Raw genomic sequence first — 21421 nt, 5'->3', positions numbered from 1 at the left:
AGGAAAGGGGAGAACGAAAAGAACGTTCTCCCCTTTACTGATTTTCAGGAAAAAGAGTACGGAGTTTTCGAAGAGCGTTCTTTTCGATACGGGATACATAGGAGCGGCTGATGGAGAGATTTTCAGCAATCTCTCGCTGGGTCAGTGGCTCCTGGCCATTCAAACCGTAGCGGCAGCAGATCACCTGGTATTCCTTTGGGGAGAGTACTGTCCGGATATAACGGAGAAGATAGGAAATGCTGTCCCTTTTGAAACAATCATCCACAACATCAACGGGTGGACTTTCAATGATATCGAGAAGGCTGATCTCGTTGCCTTCTCGGTCTGTGCCGATGGGTTCATAGAGAGAAACTTCTCTGGAACGTTTCCTGCGGGCACGGAACATCATGAGAAGCTCATTGTCAATGCACCGTGCAGCATAAGTGGAAAGCTTGGAAGTCCGGCTGGGATCAAAGGTGGAAATGGCTTTGATCAGACCTATGGTGCCTATGGAGATCAGATCATCCGGATCCTCGTCACATCCCTGATATTTTTTTGCAACATGTGCTACGAGGCGGAGATTGTGTTCGATAAGGATATTTTTTGCTTTCGGATCGCCCCTTTGGAGCTGTAGAAGATAGAACTGCTCTTCCGCAAAAGAAAGCGGTTTCAGAAAGGTTTTCAAGGGTTCACCTCAAAGGGGATTTCCTTATAGCTTATGAGCCGGACGTGCTTTTCGTGCTTTTCCAACAGAAACTTTATAAAAAGGACAGAGGCGAACACCTGTTGCGCCACATTCTGATCTGGTGTATAATCATAAAATACGAGTGACAACAATCAGTGTATATTGATGAGGAGTATATATTTTGAAAAAGAGGATAGAACAGCTTCTTAACGGAAAATTTATTTATGAACAGCCTGAGCTTCTGTTTTCACAGGACCGTATTTTCGCTACGCTGAAGGCAGGAGAGACTACAAAGGATGAGATTTATTTCGGTACCGATGACAACCGCAGGATCAGTGGCTTTGTGACTTCATCTGACCGGAGACTGGTGCCGGGATTTGACCGCTTTTCCGGAACCACAGTGCGCATGCCTTATGGGGTAGATGCAGAGGGAATGAGGCCGGGAGAGAGCTTTGAAGGCTGGCTGTGTTTTACTACCAGTATCGGAGAATATAAGCTGCCGTTCACTGTACAGGTACAGACGGAAGAGGTGAAGAGTGCAGGCAGAAAGGTATCTTCTCTGGAAGAATTTCTGCACATTGCAAAGGAAGATTTCCATGAGGCTTACCGGATCTTTACAGAACGACATTTTTCCCTGATCCTGAGTGATCAGAGTGAGAAGATCCGTTCTCTTTATGCAGGAATGTCACAGCAGCCGGTGACCTATCAGCATCTGGAGGAATTTCTGATCGCAGCCGGTGCCAAGGAAAAGGTGACATTGAGTCTGAACAGAGAAGAGGCCGGTTTTTATGATGTCAGTGAATCTGTTCAGGAATCCCTTTATATCCACAGGAGCGGATGGGGACACCTGCGGGCAGATATTGAGGTAAACGGGGATTTTCTGGAGGCAGGTAAGCATGTGGTCACAGAAGAGGATTTTATCGGAAGTACCTGTGAAATAAACTATGTGATCCGCCAGGAAAAACTGGGAAAAGGAAATCAGTACGGCGAGATCATTGTAAAAACCCCATACCAGAAACTGATATATCACGTTCTTGCATCCAGAGGAACTGAGAGTGCCGTGAACCTGGATCTTCTGGAAAAACAGTACCGGATATCTCTGATGAAGGAATACCTGGGATATCTCTGTAAAAGAACAGATTTTCAGGCCTGGACAGCCTCTACTCATGAGAAGCTTGACCGTATGGGCGAAAACGGACTGAAATATCCGGAATATCAGCTTCTGGAAGCCTATCTTCTTCATCTGGAAGGAGAAGATGACCAGGCTTCAGAAATCCTTGAGCGTTATCAGAATAAATCCTTTCATCACAATGAACTGGAACTGGCAGGGATTTATCTGTATCTGTGTACACAGACCGGGCTGTACCGGGATAAGGAACAGGCCCTCCGCAAGGTACAGAATTTCCAGATGCAGAAGGAAGACAGCTTTATCCTTCTGAAACTGGTATTTGAAATGGATCATACGCTTTCTCCGTCAAAAAAGATCTTTCTGATGGAGGAACTTTTTGAGCGGGGATGTACAAGTCCTTTTCTGTATCTGGAAGCATGGAACCGTATTTGTGCAGATATGTCTCTGCTGCATCGAATCAATGGGTTCTGGGCCCAGGTATTCCTTTTTGCAGGAAAAGAACAGATGCTGACGGAAGAGCTGGTCATGCGCCTGGCATATCTTTCCGGTTATGAGAAAGCTTTTAACGAAAGTCTGTACCGTGCTATGGCCATGGGATGTGAAGCCTTTCCGTCGGATGATACCGTGGAAGCTATCTGTAAATATATTATGAAGGGAAATCCAAGAAAACCGGAATATTTTCAGTGGTTTTCCGCTGCCGTGGACCGCGGGATCCGGATCACACGGCTGTATGAATATTATGTGGAAACACTGGATACTTCTTATCGGAGAGTCCTGCCGAAACCGCTTTTGATGTATTTTACCTATAACAACAATACTCTCGGTGATTCCAAGCGTGCCTATCTGTATGCATGCATCATTGCAGGGAAGGAACGTGATCCACAGACATACGAAAGTTATCGTGAAAGCATGGAGGAATTTGCTTTCCGTAAGTTACGGGAAGGCCGGATGAATGAAAATTATGCCGCTGTTTATCAGGAATTCATGCGGGAACCATCGGACAGCGAAAAAGCGCAGGTGATCGCCTCCAGAATGTTTACCTGCCGGCTGTATACGGATGATCCGAAGGTTCGCAGTGTGATCGTCCGTCACAGACAGATGAAACAGGAAGAAATCTATCCGTGTATCCATGGGATCGCTTACCCAAGGATTTGCAGCGAAGATGCGGCCGTTGTATTTCAGGATGAAAAACAGAGACGTTATGCTACTACGGTAGATTATAATCTGACACCACTTTTTGATGATCGTGAGATGGTTCCGGCAGTGTTGGAAAAAGGGGCGGATGAACCGGCTGTGCTTTTGTATTACTGTCAGGGTCAGGAGATCAGTCGTAAGAATCTGGGAATTTTTCAGAAACTGGTCCTTTCACCGGCGTTTACCGATGAATATAAGAGGCTGATCCGCAAAAAGATCCTGGATTATTATCGGGATCACGTGCAGGGAGAAGATCTGGATGCCTGTCTGGAGATGATGGATTATCGGGAATATGCCATGGTCGACCGGAAAACCCTTCTGGAGATCCTGATCCAGCGGGGACTGTTTCCGCAGGCTATGAGCGTGGTGGAAGCATTTGGATTTGAAGGAGTAGAGGAGCGTGCGCTTCTGAAGCTGGTAAGCCGTATGATCATCCGCTGTGACTGCGCGGAAGACGAAGAGCTGATCGCACTTTCCTCTCATGTATACCGACAGGGAATCTATGATGAAGTGATCCTCATGTATCTGATGAAATTCCGGTTTGGACCTGTGGATGAACTTCTGGATATCTGGAAAAGTGCCTGTGGGTTTGAGATGGATACCTATAATCTGGAGGAGAGGATCCTTTCTCTTCTGATGTTTAACTGGGATTACCGGCCAGAGGGTGCGGATATCCTGAAAGCATATATCCGTCATTCCGGAAAAGAGAGTGTGATTGGTGCGTATCTGACTCTGATGTCTTACGGAATGTTTGTAAAAGAAATGCCGGAGATGCCTGGACTTAAGGAGTATCTGAAAAATCGCAGAGAAAAGGAGTGGCCCGGAGACCGGATCTGTGACCTGACCCTTCTGAAACTGCTTTCCGAAGAAAAAACTGCTGATGAAGAAAATCTGGAAATGGAGGAAAAAATCCTCTCCTCCTGTGTAAAGGAAGGAATGCTATTTGAGTTTTTCCGGAATCTGGATCAGAGTATCCTGCGACCGTATCAGCTGGATGATAAGACTTTTGTAGAGTATCATACTTCACCGGAGACTTTGGTCACACTGTATTATTCCCTGGATACAGGACTTGGAACTGTACCGGACTATAAAAGTGAACCGCTCAAAAATGTCTATGAGGGAATTTTTGCCAGAGCATTTACATTGTTTTATGGAGAGACCCTGCGATATTATTTCCAGACAGAAGATGAAACCGGTGTACACAAAACGGAAGAAAAAATACTGACCATGAGCCAGAGTAATGACCAGGCATCCAGCAAATATCAGCTGATCAATCAAATACTCTGTGCAAGGAAACTGGAGAAAGATACGGAAGTGAAGGAGAAGCTGGCACAGTATCTCCGGCAGGAACAGTACGTTAATGAAATGTTTGTCATAGAGAAGGAACCGGAAAGATGAATGAAATTCGTGACTTGATCATAGGAATTGATATTGGAAAAGAATACACACAGATCTGTTATTATGACAGAAAAGCAGAAGAAGCCCGTTCTCTTTCCATGAAGGTAGGAGCCAGTCAGTACGAAGCTCCGGGCTGTATCTGCTATCGTACCGATCACGGTGATTACTGCGTAGGCCTGGAAGCAGAGTATTTTGCCAGGGAAAAGGGCGGGATCATGATCGGAAATATCTATGATATCTGTCAGAAGGAAGAAAAGATCCAGGTGGCAGGAGAGGAAAAAGAGCCGGCAGAGCTTCTGGCACATTTTCTAAGGGGAATCCTGAAATTTCTGGGAATCCAGGATATCGTAAAGAATACCCGGTGCCTTTGTATCACATCGCCGGAGCTTAGTACACTTCAGGTACGGAATTATCAGAAGGCCTGCAGTCTTGCAGGTTTTTCCCGTGAGAAATATATGCTTATGGACTATGGCGAGAGCTTTTATTATTATGCACTGGGACAGAAACGGGAAACCTGGAATCGAAGTGTAGGCTGGTATGCCTTTGCAGGCGATACGGTAACTTTCCGGAAGCTGACCATCAACGGCTCTTCCAGACCGGTGCTTGTAAAACTGGAGGATCCGGTCAGTACAAAGCTTGAACCGGAAGAAGAGATCCGTGATGTGGGATTTTACCGTTTTATCAGTAAGACTCTCGGCAAAGAGCTCTTCTCCAGTGTGCAGATCACGGGAGAAGGATTTGACCAGCAGTGGGCACAGCAGTCTGTAAAGCTCCTGTGTCATCAGGGACGGAAGGTTTTTTACGGAAACAATCTTTTTGCAAAGGGAGCCTGCATAGCCGGTAAGGACAGGCTGGAGGATAAAAAACTCAAAGGTTACCGCTATTTAAGCGATTCGCTGGTGGCTGCGGACGTAGGGATGGATATGCGGGTGATGGGCTCTCCGGCTTACTATCCGCTGATCGAAAGCGGCAGCAACTGGTATGAATGCAGTGCATCCTGTGAGCTGATCCTGGATGATACCAGTGAACTGGTATTTGTGGTAAGTATTCCGGAAGAAACCGAGAAGAAACGTGTGGCCATGGCACTTGAGGGGCTGCCAAAGCGGCCTAATCGGACTTCAAGGCTTTCCCTCACGCTGAAATACGTATCGCCGAGAGACTGTGAGATCACAGTAGAGGATCTGGGCTTTGGCGAAATGTATCCTTCCAGTGGGAAGATCTGGAGGGAACTGGTACGATGGGATGAGCAGGAAGAAAGGAAGCAGGCATGAGCGGATATATTTTATGTCAGGTAAAAAAAGCAGAGAAGCCGTTTTATATCGAAAATATCAGTACCAATATCTATTCTATAGAAGAACTCTGCTATTATCTTTATAACAATCTTTATCTTGTGGACAGCTCATTGATCAGCAGTAAGCTCTGTACCTGGCTGGAGGAAGAACTGGAGCTTCCGAAGCTTGCGGCCAAGCTGAAACCTTATATTGGAAGAGAGGCCGGACTTGAAGAAGTACTGTATCCGATATTTAAAGAGATCAATTATCTGGCTTATGAAGAGCTTAAGACCTTAAACGGGCGCATTGAAGCCAGAAAACGTGAACCTGAAGAAATACGGGAGAAACGCAAAGGTGATGCGCTGATGGAGAATCGGATGTATGTGAATGCACTCCGTGTTTATCAGAAGCTTCTGGAGCATGGCGGGAAAGAAATCACCGGAGAGATGCGTGAAAGGATCCTGCATAATCAGGGATGCGCATACAGTTACCTGTTCCAGATGGATAAAGCGCTGGATTGCTTTTGGAAAGCATGGAAGGAGAATCATTCAGAGAAAGCGATGAAGGTTTATCTTCTGGCCTACCGCAGTGTTCACAGTGAAGAAGAATACAGGAAACGACAGGAAGATCTGAAGACAGATGAAATGGTAAGGCAGGAAACAGACCAGGCTCTGAAAAGCTTTGCCGGTCTCCCGGAGCAGCATATCGCATCCGGAGAAACCGACAGGATCCTGGAGGATCTCACAAGAGAATATCACAGAAGTACCGGCTCTTAAAGCTGTTCAAGAAGTCCCAGCAGGATCTGCCGGGCTTCTTTTTTTGTATATACGGATTCTTCCTCAGACAGGGAACAGAGGTAATCATTCAGGGCCTGTCCGATACTGGTCTCTTTCAGATAGATACAGAGAAAAGTATCTTTTTCGGAAAGAAAGCAGAGAAAAACGGAATAGTCAGACAGAACTTCTAGATGGATCCCAGTTTCAGGAAGTACGGAAGGCTTCAGGATCCTGCATTTTTCATGTCCCATATCTGTGTCAAGAAGATGCTTGAGGGCTTTTTTTCGTTCTTCTTTCGGAAGAGGGGTCTGATGGTAGGAATAAGGTCCGTCAAGGAGTCCGGTACGGGCAAATTTCCGGATCCCGTTCAGTGTAAAATAATTGCAGGAAAAGGCAGCTTCGGTAAAAGCAAAGGAAGTCTGGTTCAGAACCACTGCCAGCTGGGTATAGACCGGATCGGAAAGATCGATATCCCGGTTATCAAACAATGACTGGACAAAGCCCGGGCCATAGGACATCAGTGCAAGGCAGGGATGAGATTCCAGTGCAAAATTTGTTGAGATCTTTGTCTGCATGATAGAACCAAAGATATTAAGGATCCTGTCCGGAGAATCCGACTGCAGGAAGAATTGGCTGGAATTCTCAAGAGCCCGCCGGAATTCCTGTTGATATGCGTGGATCGCTTCCGGATTTTCAGTAAAAATACAGGTCATCATATCCGAGGATAACAGCAGCAGCTTTTTTTCAGTGAGTAAGAAAAAAGGAAACAGTTCATAGCTGGAAAACTCTCGGCCTGTCTGAGTATAGTAATAATATGGCTGGTAGCCCACAAAACCTGACAGGATCGGAAGGAGTGTGCAGAGAAAGGTTTCCAGATTCATGTTGTAATCCGGTGAGGCGGACGGGTTCTGGTGAAGCGGCAGAATCTGGATCACCGGTGGCAGTTTCTCATATTTGGGATAAAGATGGGAAAAGATCTGTACAAGAAGCCGGCAGTTGGCCGGAAGGTTGGTACGGATCGTTTCAGAAGAACCGGAAGACAGGATGTCCTCAAAAAGGCTCAGGACCTTCTTTTCCACATCAAGAGAAAAAGTTCCACGGTAAAAGGGAAAGGATGGAAGCCTGAGAAAACCCTCCCGGGAAATGACCTGCTGGGAGCTGATAACACCCAGAAGCTCCTGTATATATTTGCGGTTGTAATATATTTCTTTTCCGATTTTTTCTATTTTATATAATTCCATTAGTTCCCTGCGCTGGGAAGGATTGATCCGGAGGGAATCGCAGAACTGGCGCACAAAATCAATACCGGGAAGACGTTTCCCTGTGATCATACGTTGTAGCGAGGTACGGTCAAGTCCCGAAGAAGCAGATAACTGATAAACGTTTTCTCCTGTATCCTTTAGGTATTCCCGGCATTTGTTGCTGAAATCAGACATAGTAGTACTCCTTTTGGTGCTTATATGACATTATTATACGAAAACAGATCATGAATTGCAATAATTTGTAAAAAAACAAGGCACAATTAGAAGCACATATTGCGTAGGTCTTTCTTTGAAAATAAAATGTTAATATCAGAAAGAGCATGAGGGAGGAAAACACGGCAATGGCAGTGATGACGATCGCGATATGTGATGAAATACGAAAGGATGCACAGAAGCTGTACAGGCAGCTTTCCACACTGGTCCCTGATGCAGAGCTCCTTCTGTATCGGACCAGAGAGAGTCTTCTGAAAGGACTGGCAGAGGGACATAAGATCTGCGATCTGATATTTCTGGGGCTGGATGGTGATCAGGGCAGGAGTCTGGAAACTGTACGGACAATGCGCCTGAAAGGACATTATATCCCGGTTGTGCTGGTGGCAGAGAATGAAAAATTCTATAAAGAAGCATTTGAAGTGTTTGCCTATAACTATCTGGTCAAACCGGTTGAAAGTGGAGAACTGGAACATGTTCTGGTACATATCCTGGAGGTATGCAGGCGTGAAGGCGGAAGAGCGCTGTATTTTCGCTACAGGACACATGTTTATACACTGCAGCACGATCATCTGGCATATATATCCAGTAGTCTTCACAGTGTGACATTTCATCTTACCGATGGAAAAAAGATCAGCTGCAGAGCCAGGCTGGGGGATTTTTCGGGACAGCTGTCAGACAGCAGCTTTTTGAGATGTCATCAGAGCTTTTGTATCAACATGGAGAAGGTAACTTCACTTAAGAAGAACAGTTTTGTGGTCGGACAGACGGAAATCCCAATTTCCAGAACATATCTGAAAACGGCCAGAAAGAAATACAAAGATTATCTGGCAGAGCAGAAGGTTTGCTCTTGACAGCTCCTTTTGGGTATGTTACTATAACCATACGCTTTCGCGTGGTAGAGTGACCATGTGATAAAGAGATAACCGAAAAAAGGAGAATGACCATGAAGAAAAGAACAGTTGCAGTAGTAATGGCGGCAGCGATGACAATAGGAATGATGGTAACAGGAGTGAGTGTACAGGCAGGTGTTGAGGATAAGACCCTGATCGTAGGATTTGATGCTGAATATCCTCCGTTCGGATATAAGGATGATAACGGAGAATATGTAGGATTTGACCTTGACCTTGCCCAGGAAGTATGTGATAATCTTGGCTGGGAACTTGTTAAGAAGCCTATCAACTGGGATTCCAAGGATATGGAGCTGAACTCCGGAACGATCGACTGTATATGGAATGGATTTACTATCAACGGACGTGAGGATGACTATACATGGAGTGATCCATACATCAACAATGAGCAGGTGATCGTAGTTGCCAAGGATTCCGGAATTGAGAAGCTTGCGGATCTTAAGGGCAAGAACGTAGTGGTACAGGCTGCATCCGCTGCACTGGACGCATTGAACAATGATGACAATAAGGAACTGAAGGACAGCTTTGCATCTCTTACAGAGAATCCGGACTACAACACTGCATTTATGAATATTGATTCCGGAGCTGCAGACGCTGTTGCTGTTGATATTGGTGTTGCTAACTATCAGCTTTCCCAGAGAGGCAAGGATAAATATGTGATCCTTGACGAGCCAATCCAGAACGAACAGTATGGCATCGGATTCAAGAAGGGAAATGATGAACTGAAGGATCTCGTATGGGATGAGGTCAAGAAGCTTGACGAGTCCGGTGAGGTAGACAAGCTTGCAGATAAGTATGAGCTGGATAAGAGTATGCTCTGCATCAGCGAGGACAAGGATAAGACAGAGAATTCTGATTCAGCAGAAGCTGACACAGAAGAAAGTGCAGACAGCACAGAGAAAGAGACCGATTCTGAATCCAAATGATCCGGTACAGATCCGGTACAGTAAAAGCTGTGAAGATATTTTTTTAAGATATCCAACAGCAGCAGAAATAAGAAACATAGCAGAAGCTTTTGAAGCTTCCGCATAAAAAGGAAATGAGGGTGCTTCGGCGCAGAAAGAGCTGCCGTACACGCTCATTTCCTGTTGTTTACAGGAATTACAGGTATCAGTCCGATAAATGGGACTGATACTCCGAACCAGGAGGAAAAAAATGAGTTTTAGTGTAATGCTCCAGCAGCTGGCAGGAGGAATGCTGGTCTCTATTGAGATCTTTTTTGTAACCTTGCTGTTTTCTCTGCCGCTGGGACTTCTGATCTGTTTTGGCAGAATGTCCAGAAACAAAGTGATCCGTACCATTGTATCCGGTTACATATCCATCATGAGAGGAACGCCGCTGATGCTGCAGCTGATGGTGGTATATTTCGGTCCGTATTTTATCTTCGGGATCCGTATTTCCATGGGATATAGTCTGATCGCTGTATTTATCGCATTTGCCATCAACTATGCAGCTTACTTTGCAGAAATCTATCGCGGCGGCATTGAATCCATGCCGGTGGGACAGTATGAAGCTGCAAAGATCCTTGGATACAATAAGGTGCAGACATTTTTCCGCATCATCCTTCCACAGGTGATCAAGAGGATTTTGCCGTCTATTACAAATGAGGTCATTACGCTGGTCAAGGATACTTCCCTTGCGTTTGTTGTGGCAGTTGCGGAGATGTTTACCATTGCCAAGCAGATCGCAAGTGCACAGACAACAATGATGCCATTTGTGATCGCTGCGATATTTTATTATGTGTTCAACCTGATCGTGGCTGTTGTGATGCAGAAGGTTGAGAAAAGTATGAATTACTACCGCTAACCGGAATGGAGAGTATAAAATATGAAATTATTTGAAATGAAACATATCAAAAAAAGCTTTGACGGACTGGAAGTTCTCAAAGATATCTCTCTTGACGTGGAAGAGGGAGAAGTTTTAAGTATCATCGGTCCTTCCGGTTCCGGCAAGTCAACCATCCTGCGTTGTGCCACAGGACTTGAGACGCCGGACAGCGGCGAGATCATCAAAAACGGTGATGTGGGACTTGTGTTCCAGCAGTTCAATCTGTTTCCGCATTTTTCCGTACTGAAAAATATAGTGGATGCACCTCTGAAGGTGCAGAAGAGAAAGAAAGATGAGGTTTACGCCCAGGCAAGAAGCCTTCTTAAGAAAATGGGCCTTGCAGACAAGGAGAAGGCATATCCTTTTCAGCTTTCTGGAGGACAGCAGCAGCGAGTTTCCATTGCCCGTGCGCTCTGTATGAATCCGAAGATCCTGTTTTTTGATGAACCTACATCTGCACTTGATCCGGAACTGACCGGTGAGATCCTGAAGGTTATCAAGGATCTTGCTCAGGAGCATATCACCATGGTGATCGTTACTCATGAAATGAATTTTGCAAGAGATATTTCCGACCGTATCATCTTTATGGATAAGGGTGTGATCGCAGTGGAGGGAACGCCGCAGGAGGTATTTTCTTCCGAAAATGGCAGAATGAAGGAATTTTTGGGAAAATTCCATCAGGGTATGGAGTAACAAACGGTTGCTTTTAAAGAGGCAATGTTATATAATTTCAAGAGGCGTGAATTAACCAGATTCGGGCAGATAACGGATCATTCGCCATTCCGGCCCGGATGTATGTAATCAGGAGGATAATAATGAATACAGACAGATATGTAAGCCCGCTGTCAGAGCGGTACGCAAGCAAAGAGATGCAGTACATTTTTTCCCCGGACATGAAATTCCGCACATGGAGAAAGCTGTGGATCGCACTTGCTGAGACGGAACGTGAGCTTGGCCTTAACATCACCCAGGAGCAGATTGACGAGATGAAAGCTCATGCGGATGATATCAACTATGATGTGGCTAAGGAGCGTGAGCGTCAGGTTCGCCATGATGTAATGTCTCACGTGTATGCGTTTGGTGTACAGTGCCCGAAGGCAAAAGGTATCATCCATCTGGGAGCGACCTCCTGTTATGTAGGAGATAATACGGATATCATCGTTATGACAGAGGCACTGAAACTTGTCCGCAAGAAACTTGTGAACGTGATCGCTGAGCTTTCCAAGTTTGCTGCACAGTATAAGGATCAGCCGACTCTGGCGTTTACTCATTTCCAGCCGGCACAGCCGACAACCGTAGGTAAGAGAGCAACTCTCTGGACTCAGGAATTCCTGATGGATCTTGAGGACCTTGAGTATGTATTAAGCACTATGAAGCTTCTTGGCTCCAAGGGAACAACCGGTACACAGGCTAGCTTCCTGGAACTTTTTGACGGGGATCAGGAGACCATCGACAAGATCGATCCGATGATCGCAGAGAAGATGGGATTCAGATCCTGCTATCCGGTTTCCGGACAGACCTATTCCAGAAAGGTTGATACCCGTGTGCTGAATATCCTTGCGGGAATCGCTGCAAGTGCACATAAGATGTCCAACGATATCCGTCTTCTTCAGCATCTGAAGGAAGTAGAGGAGCCATTTGAGAAATCCCAGATCGGATCTTCCGCTATGGCATATAAGAGAAATCCGATGAGAAGTGAGAGAATTGCTTCCCTGTCCAGATATGTGATGATCGATGCACTGAACCCGGCGATCACATCTGCAACACAGTGGTTTGAGAGAACTCTGGACGACTCTGCAAACAAGCGTCTCAGCGTTCCGGAAGGATTCCTTGCGATCGACGGAATCTTGGATCTCTGCCTCAATGTTGTAGACGGACTGGTTGTTTATCCGAAGGTTATCGAGAAGAGACTGATGTCTGAGCTTCCATTTATGGCAACTGAGAATATCATGATGGATGCAGTTAAGGCAGGCGGAGACCGTCAGGAACTTCATGAGCGTATCCGTGAGCTTTCCATGGAAGCAGGAAAGAACGTGAAGGTAGAGGGTAAAGATAACAATCTTCTTGAGCTGATCGCAGCAGATCCGGCATTTAACCTGACTCTTGAGGATCTTCAGAAATCCATGGATCCGTCCAGATATACAGGACGTGCCAAAGAGCAGACAGAGGCATTTATCGCCAATGTGGTACAGCCGGTTCTGGATGCACATAAGGATCTGCTTGGCGTTAAGGTTGAGATCAACGTATAATTCCAAGATGTTATAAACATTAAGAAATGAACACAGACAGGAATGACGTGTCTCTGTGTATTACAGGCAGAGAACATGCCGTTCCGAATAATAGAGAAAGACACAAGGAGGAACTGTGTTATGGTAACTGCAGTAGTAGGAGCAAACTGGGGAGATGAAGGTAAAGGCAAGATCACAGATATGCTTGCTGAGAAAGCCGATATCATCGTAAGATTTCAGGGTGGAGCCAATGCGGGCCACACCATCGTAAATGATTACGGTAAATTCGCACTTCATACACTTCCGTCAGGTGTGTTTTACGGACATACGACCAGTGTCATCGGAAACGGTGTTGCACTGAACATTCCGGTATTCTTCAAGGAGTACAACGAAGTAGTAGGCCGTGGAGTACCGGCACCGAAGATCCTGATCTCCAACAGAGCACAGATGGTAATGTCTTACCACATTCTGTTCGATCAGTATGAAGAGGAGCGTCTTGGAGGCAAGGCTTTCGGTTCCACAAAATCCGGAATCGCTCCGTTCTATTCTGACAAATATGCAAAGATCGGCTTCCAGGTAAGTGAGCTTTTTGATGAGGAAGCACTGAAAGAGAAGGTTGTACGTATCTGCGAGACCAAGAACGTAACACTTGAGCATCTCTATCATAAGCCTCTTCTGAAACCGGAAGACATCATGAATGAGCTGATGGAATACAAGAAGATGGTTGAGCCATACGTATGCGACGTATCTCTCTATCTCTGGAATGCACTGAAAGAGGGAAAACAGGTTCTTCTTGAGGGACAGCTCGGAACTCTGAAAGACCCGGATCACGGAATCTATCCGATGGTTACATCCTCTTCCACACTGGCTGCTTATGGTGCTATCGGTGCAGGCCTGCCTCCATATGAGATCAAGAAGGTCGTAACCGTATGCAAAGCTTACTCCAGTGCAGTTGGAGCAGGTGCATTCGTTTCTGAAATCTTCGGCGAGGAAGCAGATGAGCTGAGAAAACGTGGCGGTGACGGTGGTGAGTTCGGTGCTACTACAGGCCGTCCGAGACGTATGGGATGGTTCGACTGTGTTGCATCCAAATACGGATGCCGTCTCCAGGGAGCTACAGACGTTGCTTTTACAGTACTGGATGTTCTGGGATATCTGGATGAGATCCCGGTTTGCACAGGCTATGAGATCGACGGAGAGGTGACAACAGAATTCCCGACAACTGTGCAGCTTGAGAAAGCAAAACCGGTTATTGAGAAGCTTCCGGGATGGAAATGCGATATCCGTGGAATCAAAAAATATGAGGATCTTCCGGAGAACTGCAGAAAATATGTAGAGTTCGTAGAAAAACATATTGGATTCCCGATCACAATGATCTCTAACGGACCAGGAAGAAACGACATCATTTACAGATAATTATTTTTACAGTATCAGGATTATGACAACAGGAAGCGCCGGGGAAGAATTTCTCCGGCGCCCTTTTGTTTCAAAGAGATATTCAGTTAAAATAACAGATAGAATAGCGGATGTATCATGTGAAAGGAAGCTCAATGAAAAATTTTAAAAGAATCGCGGCACTTGCAGGTGTTGTCATATTACTTCTTATATTCTGCCTTCCAATGGCATTTGCCTGGGGAAGCAGTGAAAACGCCCAGGCTTTGTTCCGGGGGGCTTTTGCGGCAGCAGTTCTGGTACCGATCGTAGCGTATGTTTTCTGGATGGCGTACCGGATCTGGGGAAATAAGAAGCCGAGAGAGGATGAAAACCGTATGATCGAGAATATTATTTTTGATGTGGGAAATGTGCTGATGGGCTATGACTGGGAAGAGTATCTTCGGAGCTATGACTTCCCGGAAGAAAAGTATCAGAAAATCGCAGATGCAGTATTTCGAAACCCGATCTGGGAGGAACAGGACCGTGGACAGCATGAGGAGTCCTGGTATGTAGATAAATTTGTGGAAAGTGCACCGGAATATGAAGCAGATATCCGTGAGGTGGTACGACGTGATCCGGAGTGTATGCATCTGTATGATTATGCGGAAACCTGGGTGAAATATCTCAAAAACCAGGGATATCATCTCTATGCCCTTTCCAACTACGGAACTTATATGCTGGATCGTACAAAGCAGGATATGTCTTTTCTGAAATATATGGATGGAGTGGTATTTTCCTGTGATGTGCAGCAGATCAAGCCTGAGGTGGATATTTACAAAACACTTCTGAAGCGTTACAGCCTGAAACCGGAGAAATCGGTATTTCTGGATGATCGTGCCGTGAACTGTGAGGGAGCCGGAAAAGCCGGTATCCATACCATCCAGTTTGAGAATCTGAAGCAGGCGGCGAAGGCGCTTGAGAAGCTTGGTGTGAAATGACCTTCAGTGTGAAAAGAGAAACGCAGAGGGCCTGCACCATCGCGAAGCCCTCTGCATTCTAAAGGGGAGGATATGATAAGTATCTCCCGGAACGGCATCTGTTATACAGAAAATATATAAGATCTTGTAATCTTTTATTCCCTGTTCTTCTTCCGGTATTCACCGGGAGTCATTCCATATGTTTTTTTAAAAGTACGCATGAAATGCTCCGGACTTTCATACCCTACAAGTTCACAGATCGCAAGATTGTTGAGAGAGGTTTCACGCAGAGCATGACATGCCTGGTTCAGCTTGATATCCCGGATGATCTGTAAAAATGTCCGTCTGGTAGACAGAGGATCTCAAAAAATTCATGTTCATGGGGAAGCCCTCAGGACGCACCGGCATTTTTCAGATTGAAGTTCGGAGAGATCGCCAAGGAGATGACCGAGGATTCTGCAGACTATGACGGATGGATCAGCAGAAGCTGGATACAGGAAGAATTTATCCATATCGATGTTCTTCCGGCAGAGCTGAAGCTTCCGAGAAGATATGCCTTCCGTTATATGGAGATCGAAGCTATAGATACTTCCATGAAATGGCAGATGGTAGTGGAAGATGTGTTCTGTACCAGTGTTTCTTCTGTCAGAATGGAAGATGTGAACTCGGTGGAAAGCGAGGATGAAATGATCTGCAGACTGGATCGTGTCAGCCTTCGTACTCTGCAAAACTGCATGCAGACCGTATTTGAGGACGGCCCTAAGAGAGACCGCCGTCTGTGGCTTGGAGATTTAAGACTTCAGGCGCTTGCAAATTATGAGACATTCCACAACATGAAGCTGGTAAAAAGATGTCTGTATCTGTTTGCAGGACAGACAAAGGACAATGGACAGGTAAGTGCCTGTGCATACCGTCAGATGGAAATCGCAAAAGAGCAGTTTGATGAAAACGGACTTATGAAAAACGGGGATGGTTTCTGGGGCTTTATCGACTGGACAGAGGGTCTGTGAACAAGCAGAGTGCAATGCAGGGTGTTTATATCTACTGTGCAAAGAAGGGACAGAAGATCGCAGAGCTCCTCGGAGATACGGAAAAAGCAGAAGAACTGAAAAAAGAGGCTGAGGCAAAAACAGCGTCTGCAAAAAAATATCTTTTTGATGAAAAGATCGGGCTGTTCGTCAGTGGCGACGAAAAACAGATCAACTATGCAAGTCAGGTATGGATGATCCTGGCGGAAGCAGTCAGCGGCGAAGAAGGAGCAGAAATACTGGAGCGTCTGGTGGAACTGAAACCGGAAAAAGGAATGGTTTCTCCGTATATGAACCATCATTTTGTGGAAGCACTTCTGATGTGTGGTAAAAAAGACCAGGCAATGGAATATATGAAATATTACTGGGGCGGAATGATAAGCTACGGTGCGGATACATTCTGGGAGCTTTATAATCCAGAAAATCCTGCAGAATCTCCATATGGAAGCAGCATTGTCAACAGCTACTGTCACGCATGGAGCTGCACTCCGACTTATCTTCTCAGAAAATATTTTAACTGAAGCAAGTAAGTCCCCTGCGGGGGCGCGAATATCTGCTTGAACTAAATCACAGTGTGATAAAATAACTCGGATATGAAACAGATGTATTTGATTTCTTCGCCAAAAGATGATATAATAAATAGAAATTGCGAAGCGGAATATAAATCTCCGTCTTATTTATCTAAAATTTTGGAAAAGAGGATCAGACAATGAGCGATATGACAATTCTTGAGCAGTGGCGTTCCATTGCTTATAATCAGAATGCAGATAAGAATAAGCTTCAGCGCTTCTGGGCAAATTATTTTAACATTGAGAAGAATATTTATGAGCAGCTTCTTGAGAACCCGGATGAGATCGTTTCCGGAACTGTAAAAGAGCTTGCTGAGAAATACGGTCAGGACGTTATGACTATGGTTGGTTTCCTTGACGGAATCAATGACAGTCTGAAGGTTCCGAACCCGATCGAGACTATGGATGAGGATACCAAGGTAAACCTTGCATTTGATAAAGAGGCACTCTATAAGAACATGGTAGATGCCAAGGCTGACTGGCTTTACAACCTTCCTCAGTGGGACAAGATCTTCACAGAAGAGAAAAAGAAAACCCTCTACATGGAGCAGAAGAAATCCGGCACAGTTGTGAAACCGCACAAGGTCGGAAGGAACGATCCGTGCCCATGCGGAAGCGGCAAGAAATACAAACACTGCTGCGGAAGATAATGAGCGTAAAGAAGAATCTGGATTACATTATCGTGTTAGGTGCCCATGTGGACGGAACACGGATGACACTTGCCCTTCTGGAACGAGCCAGAAGGGCTCTTCTTTATCTTGAAGAAAATCCGGGTACGAAGGCAGTGCTCTCTGGAGGAAAAGGCGATGGAGAAAACATTTCCGAGGCAGAGGCCATGTATCGCTACCTTACCGGTCACGGAATAAACGGGGACAGACTGATACGGGAAGAGGAATCTACCAGTACGAAAGAGAATTTGGAATTCAGCCGCAGAAAGATCGGAACCACAGACTGTTCCGTAGGCGTGGTGACGAACAATTTTCATGTATGGAGAGGAGCAGCCATTGCAAGAAAATGTGGATTCCGGGAAGTGGCCATGGTACCTTCCAGGTATCGAAGCTGGCGTCTTTTTATCTACATTCCCCGTGAGATTATGGCCATTATCAAAGACAAACTCATGGGAAATCTGTAGATCTGTGCGAGAAGAGAAATCTCAAAAATTTTGTCAACATGCGTTGACAAATAAAAATACTGCGCTTATAATGAACCACAGAAAAAGAAATAAAAAACACGTTGACGAGACGAGTAAGCTGTGAAACGTTACAGAGAGAGATGTGAAATGCTGGAAACATCTTATCGGGAAACAGCCGAAGACTACCTCCGAGTGGCCCCAATCAGGTCCGGTGATTCCGTTATCATCATAATTAAGAGGCTTTGCATCCTGGCATGACCGGGCAGCAGAGCAAGCAGGGTGGAACCGCGAGAATGAATGAACTCGTCCCTTACAGTATGTGATGTACTGTGAGGGATTTTTTTATTGCTGAATCTCTTGCAAAAGCAGACACATACTGTGTACCATAGAAACTTCATTTAAAATGAAAGGAGAAAAAACAATGATCATTACATTAAAAGACGGCTCAAAAAAAGAATATGCAGAAGCAAAAGCTGTGATCGATATCGCATATGACATCAGCGAAGGCCTTGCACGTGCTGCATGTGCAGGAGAAGTAAACGGAGAGGTCGTAGATCTTCGTACAGTTCTTGACAGCGACTGTGAGCTGAATATCCTTACAGCGAAAGACGAGAAGGGCCTTGCAGTTCTCCGTCATACAGCATCTCACGTAATGGCACAGGCTGTACAGAACTTATACCCGGAGGCAAAGGTTGCCATCGGACCATCCATTGATACAGGCTTCTACTATGATTTCGACCACGAGCCATTTTCACGTGAGGATCTTGACGCCATTGAGAAAGAGATGAAAAAGATCATCAAAAAAGGCGCAAAGATCGAGCGTTTTACAAAATCCCGTGAGGATGCCATCGCATACTTTAAAGAGAAAAATGAGCCATACAAGGTTGAGCTGATCGAGGATCTTCCGGAGGGAGAAGAGATTTCCTTCTATTCACAGGGAGACTGGACAGACCTCTGTGCAGGCCCGCACCTGATGAGTGTAAAAAGCATCAAGGCATTCAAACTTCTTTCTTCTTCCAGCGCATACTGGAGAGGCAGTGAGAAGAACGCAATGCTTACACGTATCTACGGAACAGCCTATGCTACAAAGGATGAGCTGAAAGAGCATCTGGAGCAGATGGAAGAAGCAAAGAGACGTGATCATAACAAGCTTGGCCGTGAGATGAAGATCTTCACAACTGTAGATGTGATCGGACAGGGACTTCCGCTTATCATGCCAAACGGTGTGATCATGATGCAGGAGCTTCAGCGCTGGATCGAGGATGAGGAGACAAAGCGTGGATACGTAAGAACAAAAACTCCTCTTATGGCAAAGAGCGATCTTTACAAGATCTCCGGACACTGGGATCATTACAAAGATGGTATGTTCGTACTTGGTGATGAGGAGAAGGACAAAGAGGTTTATGCACTTCGTCCGATGACATGTCCGTTCCAGTACTATGTATACAAAGCAGAGCAGCACAGCTACCGTGATCTGCCGATCCGTCTCGGCGAGACCTCCACACTGTTCCGTAATGAGGATTCCGGAGAGATGCATGGCCTGACACGAGTTCGTCAGTTTACTATTTCCGAGGGACATCTGATCGTAAGACCGGACCAGATGGTAAAAGAGTTCAAAGACTGTATCGCACTTGCCCAGTACTGTCTGCAGGTACTTGGTGTTGAGGAAGATGTAACCTATCATCTTTCCAAATGGGATCCGACAAACAAAGAGAAATACATCGGTGAGCCGGAGGTATGGGAAGAGACAGAAGGCCATATCCGCCAGATGCTTGAGGAGCTGAACATTCCATTCACAGAGGATGTGGGCGAGGCTGCTTTCTACGGACCGAAGGTTGATATCAACGCAAAGAACGTATACGGAAAAGAAGACACAATGATCACGATCCAGTGGGATGCACTTCTCGCAGAGCAGTTTGATATGTACTATATCGATGAGAATGGCGACAAACAGCGTCCGTACATCATCCACCGTACATCCATGGGATGCTATGAGAGAACACTGGCATGGCTCATTGAGAAATACGCAGGAATGTTCCCGACATGGCTCTGCCCGGAGCAGGTTCGTGTGATCCCGATCTCCGAGAAGTATAACGATTATGCACAGAAGGTTGAAGCTCAGATGAGAGAAGCAGGAATCCGCTGCTCTGTAGACGGACGTTCCGAGAAGATGGGATACAAGATCCGTGAGGCACGTCTTGAGAGAGTACCTTACATGCTTATCGTTGGTGCAAAAGAGGAAGAAGAGGGTAAGGTTTCCGTAAGAAGCCGCTATCTTGGCGATGAGGGAATGAAAGAGCTTGGTGAGTTCATTGACTTCATCAAAGAAGAGATCAAGAACAAGACGATCCGTAAGATCGAGGTTCAGGAAGAGAAGAAATAAACAAAACAGATGATTGACGGATAAATAAAAGGCGACCCGTGTGATAGGCGGGCCGCCTTTATTTTTGATCCGGCAATATTGAGACCACGCTGTGATGCGGAGGCGGTCAGTATTGCCGGATATTTTTTATTTAAAATATTTCTCCCTCACGAGCTCAACCGGCATGTCTAGTCCGGTCCAGATGTGGAAAGCCTTTACACCCTGGTGGAGCAGCATGTACATTCCGTTAAAGGTCGGACATCCGGCTTCCCGGGCTTCCCTGAGAAGTCTTGTTTCTCTTGGCTCATATACAACATCGGCTACGGTAAGCTCCGGATGGAACAGAGCCTTGTCCGGGATCACGGTGCCTGTCACATCCGGAACCATTCCCACAGAAGTTGCATTGATGAGGAGATTGCTTTCCTCCAGTGCGTCCTTCAGCGCAGTGTGATCATCCATCTCATGAAGGATCATCTCACATTCTGTCATATGAGACATTTTTTCTGCCATGGCAGCAGCACGTTCCCAGTAACGGCTGGTAGGACGTGCAAAAACATGGATCTTTTTTGCACCCTCCAGGGCGGACTGGCCGCAGATCGCCATTCCGGCACCGCCGACACCCATAACGGTGATAGTGCGCCCCTTTACATCACAGCCGGCATCTCTGGCAGACTGGGTAAATCCATAACCATCAGTATTAAACCCCTTTAATTTTCCATTGTCGTTGCGTACGGTATTTACCGCTCCAATCAGCTGGGCAGTGGGAGAAAGCTCGTCCAGAAGCTCCACGATCTTATTCTTGTTTGGCATGGTCAGGTTAAAGCCCTTGATCCCACAGGCTTTCAGTCCTTCCACAGCCTGGGGAAGGGTCTCCTCTGTTACATCAAAACAGAGATACACATAATCAAGTCCAAGATAACGGAATGCCTCATTGTGCATTAAAGGTGATACGCTGTGTGCCACGGGGCTTCCCAGAAGGCCGGTAAGCCCGGTATGTCCGGTAATATTGATCATTGTTCGATTCCCTCCTGTATCTCATATAATAGAATTTCTTTACGAAATATAATAAAAAATATTTTAGCACTATAAAGTGCGAAAATCAACAAATA

General features: G+C 45.8%; 19 protein-coding genes. 15 read left to right on the top strand and 4 right to left on the bottom strand.

The genetic code is table 11. The features are described from left to right. Positions 1-34: 34 nt before the first annotated feature. Positions 35-664, bottom strand: coding sequence for an RNA polymerase sporulation sigma factor SigK (gene sigK / locus NQ489_RS13195; RefSeq protein WP_021652342.1), 630 nt, complete (start codon positions 662-664; stop codon positions 35-37). Positions 665-845: 181 nt separating this feature from the next. On the opposite strand from sigK, the gene NQ489_RS13190 reads away from it, so the two are divergent. The 3 genes from NQ489_RS13190 to NQ489_RS13180 are packed head-to-tail and all read left to right on the top strand — an operon-like array spanning position 846 to position 6432. Then, positions 846-4385 carry a DUF5717 family protein gene (locus NQ489_RS13190; protein ID WP_021652343.1) on the top strand — a complete coding sequence of 1180 codons (3540 nt, stop codon included), beginning with the start codon at positions 846-848 and terminating at the stop codon, positions 4383-4385. After that, on the top strand, positions 4382-5656 hold the full coding sequence (locus NQ489_RS13185; protein WP_021652344.1) for a DUF5716 family protein: 1275 nt from the start codon (positions 4382-4384) through the stop codon (positions 5654-5656). The genes NQ489_RS13190 and NQ489_RS13185 overlap by 4 nt, the downstream gene beginning before the upstream one ends. Further along, entirely contained in the window at positions 5653-6432 is a 780-nt protein-coding gene (locus NQ489_RS13180; RefSeq protein ID WP_021652345.1) for a hypothetical protein, read from the top strand. The genes NQ489_RS13185 and NQ489_RS13180 overlap by 4 nt, the downstream gene beginning before the upstream one ends. On the opposite strand, the gene NQ489_RS13175 is transcribed toward NQ489_RS13180, so the two are convergent. Continuing rightward, positions 6429-7868, bottom strand: coding sequence for a helix-turn-helix transcriptional regulator (locus NQ489_RS13175; RefSeq protein ID WP_044961981.1), 1440 nt, complete (start codon positions 7866-7868; stop codon positions 6429-6431). The two genes, NQ489_RS13180 and NQ489_RS13175, sit on opposite strands and share 4 nt — an antisense overlap. A gap of 167 nt (positions 7869-8035) precedes the next feature. On the opposite strand from NQ489_RS13175, the gene NQ489_RS13170 reads away from it, so the two are divergent. From NQ489_RS13170 to NQ489_RS13140, 7 genes are all read left to right on the top strand, one after another. After that, the gene (locus NQ489_RS13170; protein ID WP_044961983.1) at positions 8036-8758 is read left to right on the top strand and encodes a LytR/AlgR family response regulator transcription factor; all 723 of its coding nucleotides are present in this window, start codon (positions 8036-8038) and stop codon (positions 8756-8758) included. Positions 8759-8850: 92 nt separating this feature from the next. Continuing rightward, positions 8851-9741 carry an amino acid ABC transporter substrate-binding protein gene (locus NQ489_RS13165; RefSeq protein WP_044961985.1) on the top strand — a complete coding sequence of 297 codons (891 nt, stop codon included), beginning with the start codon at positions 8851-8853 and terminating at the stop codon, positions 9739-9741. A gap of 229 nt (positions 9742-9970) precedes the next feature. Further along, positions 9971-10621: an amino acid ABC transporter permease gene (locus NQ489_RS13160; protein ID WP_022426149.1), complete on the top strand. Its 651-nt coding sequence runs from the start codon at positions 9971-9973 to the stop codon at positions 10619-10621. Positions 10622-10642: 21 nt separating this feature from the next. Then, complete coding sequence (locus tag NQ489_RS13155; RefSeq protein ID WP_021652351.1) at positions 10643-11335, top strand: amino acid ABC transporter ATP-binding protein; 693 nt, start codon at positions 10643-10645, stop codon at positions 11333-11335. 122 nt (positions 11336-11457) lie between these two features. Next, complete coding sequence (gene purB, locus NQ489_RS13150; RefSeq protein WP_044961987.1) at positions 11458-12891, top strand: adenylosuccinate lyase; 1434 nt, start codon at positions 11458-11460, stop codon at positions 12889-12891. Between the two features lie 120 nt (positions 12892-13011). Beyond that, the gene (locus NQ489_RS13145) at positions 13012-14286 is read left to right on the top strand and encodes an adenylosuccinate synthase (RefSeq protein WP_022426147.1); all 1275 of its coding nucleotides are present in this window, start codon (positions 13012-13014) and stop codon (positions 14284-14286) included. Positions 14287-14420: 134 nt separating this feature from the next. Then, entirely contained in the window at positions 14421-15242 is an 822-nt protein-coding gene (locus tag NQ489_RS13140) for an HAD-IA family hydrolase (RefSeq protein WP_021652355.1), read from the top strand. A 134-nt stretch (positions 15243-15376) separates the two neighbouring features. Here the strand turns inward: NQ489_RS13140 and NQ489_RS17995 are convergent, their stop codons facing one another. After that, positions 15377-15511: a helix-turn-helix domain-containing protein gene (locus NQ489_RS17995; RefSeq protein ID WP_442863932.1), complete on the bottom strand. Its 135-nt coding sequence runs from the start codon at positions 15509-15511 to the stop codon at positions 15377-15379. A gap of 126 nt (positions 15512-15637) precedes the next feature. On the opposite strand from NQ489_RS17995, the gene NQ489_RS13135 reads away from it, so the two are divergent. From NQ489_RS13135 to thrS, 5 genes are all read left to right on the top strand, one after another. Then, positions 15638-16231 (top strand): alpha-L-rhamnosidase-related protein, encoded by a 594-nt coding sequence (locus NQ489_RS13135; RefSeq protein WP_021652357.1) that lies wholly within the window; start codon positions 15638-15640, stop codon positions 16229-16231. Then, complete coding sequence (locus NQ489_RS13130; RefSeq protein ID WP_021652358.1) at positions 16228-16770, top strand: alpha-L-rhamnosidase-related protein; 543 nt, start codon at positions 16228-16230, stop codon at positions 16768-16770. The genes NQ489_RS13135 and NQ489_RS13130 overlap by 4 nt, the downstream gene beginning before the upstream one ends. Before the next feature lie 188 nt (positions 16771-16958). Beyond that, positions 16959-17468, top strand: a complete 510-nt coding sequence (locus NQ489_RS13125; protein WP_021652360.1) for an SEC-C metal-binding domain-containing protein — start codon at positions 16959-16961, stop codon at positions 17466-17468. After that, a complete protein-coding gene (locus NQ489_RS13120) occupies positions 17468-17950 on the top strand; it encodes a YdcF family protein (protein ID WP_021652361.1) in 483 nt (160 codons plus the stop codon). Before NQ489_RS13125 ends, NQ489_RS13120 begins: the two co-directional genes overlap by 1 nt. A 421-nt stretch (positions 17951-18371) precedes the next feature. Next, positions 18372-20333: a threonine--tRNA ligase gene (gene thrS / locus NQ489_RS13115; protein WP_044961992.1), complete on the top strand. Its 1962-nt coding sequence runs from the start codon at positions 18372-18374 to the stop codon at positions 20331-20333. A gap of 126 nt (positions 20334-20459) precedes the next feature. Here the strand turns inward: thrS and NQ489_RS13110 are convergent, their stop codons facing one another. Then, positions 20460-21326, bottom strand: coding sequence for a shikimate dehydrogenase (locus tag NQ489_RS13110; protein WP_021652363.1), 867 nt, complete (start codon positions 21324-21326; stop codon positions 20460-20462). Between the last annotated feature and the right edge of the window lie 95 nt (positions 21327-21421).

The organism is Blautia sp. KLE_1732_HM_1032, assembly GCF_025147905.1.
Lineage (GTDB): Bacteria > Bacillota > Clostridia > Lachnospirales > Lachnospiraceae > Blautia_A > Blautia_A fusiformis.
Note: the sequence above shows the minus strand (reverse complement) of the source record. Positions and strands in the feature narration are given on the sequence as shown.

Bases quoted from the DNA above. Each gene is read 5' to 3' on its own strand.
- NQ489_RS13185 (WP_021652344.1), top strand. From the start codon at position 4,382: ATGAATGAAATTCGTGACTTGATCATAGGAATTGATATTGGAAAAGAA.
- NQ489_RS13180 (WP_021652345.1), top strand. From the start codon at position 5,653: ATGAGCGGATATATTTTATGTCAGGTAAAAAAAGCAGAGAAGCCGTTT.
- NQ489_RS13175 (WP_044961981.1), bottom strand. From the start codon at position 7,868: ATGTCTGATTTCAGCAACAAATGCCGGGAATACCTAAAGGATACAGGA.
- NQ489_RS13170 (WP_044961983.1), top strand. From the start codon at position 8,036: ATGGCAGTGATGACGATCGCGATATGTGATGAAATACGAAAGGATGCA.
- NQ489_RS13165 (WP_044961985.1), top strand. From the start codon at position 8,851: ATGAAGAAAAGAACAGTTGCAGTAGTAATGGCGGCAGCGATGACAATA.
- NQ489_RS13160 (WP_022426149.1), top strand. From the start codon at position 9,971: ATGAGTTTTAGTGTAATGCTCCAGCAGCTGGCAGGAGGAATGCTGGTC.
- NQ489_RS13155 (WP_021652351.1), top strand. From the start codon at position 10,643: ATGAAATTATTTGAAATGAAACATATCAAAAAAAGCTTTGACGGACTG.
- purB (WP_044961987.1), top strand. From the start codon at position 11,458: ATGAATACAGACAGATATGTAAGCCCGCTGTCAGAGCGGTACGCAAGC.
- NQ489_RS13145 (WP_022426147.1), top strand. From the start codon at position 13,012: ATGGTAACTGCAGTAGTAGGAGCAAACTGGGGAGATGAAGGTAAAGGC.
- NQ489_RS13140 (WP_021652355.1), top strand. From the start codon at position 14,421: ATGAAAAATTTTAAAAGAATCGCGGCACTTGCAGGTGTTGTCATATTA.
- NQ489_RS13125 (WP_021652360.1), top strand. From the start codon at position 16,959: ATGAGCGATATGACAATTCTTGAGCAGTGGCGTTCCATTGCTTATAAT.
- NQ489_RS13120 (WP_021652361.1), top strand. From the start codon at position 17,468: ATGAGCGTAAAGAAGAATCTGGATTACATTATCGTGTTAGGTGCCCAT.
- thrS (WP_044961992.1), top strand. From the start codon at position 18,372: ATGATCATTACATTAAAAGACGGCTCAAAAAAAGAATATGCAGAAGCA.
- NQ489_RS13110 (WP_021652363.1), bottom strand. From the start codon at position 21,326: ATGATCAATATTACCGGACATACCGGGCTTACCGGCCTTCTGGGAAGC.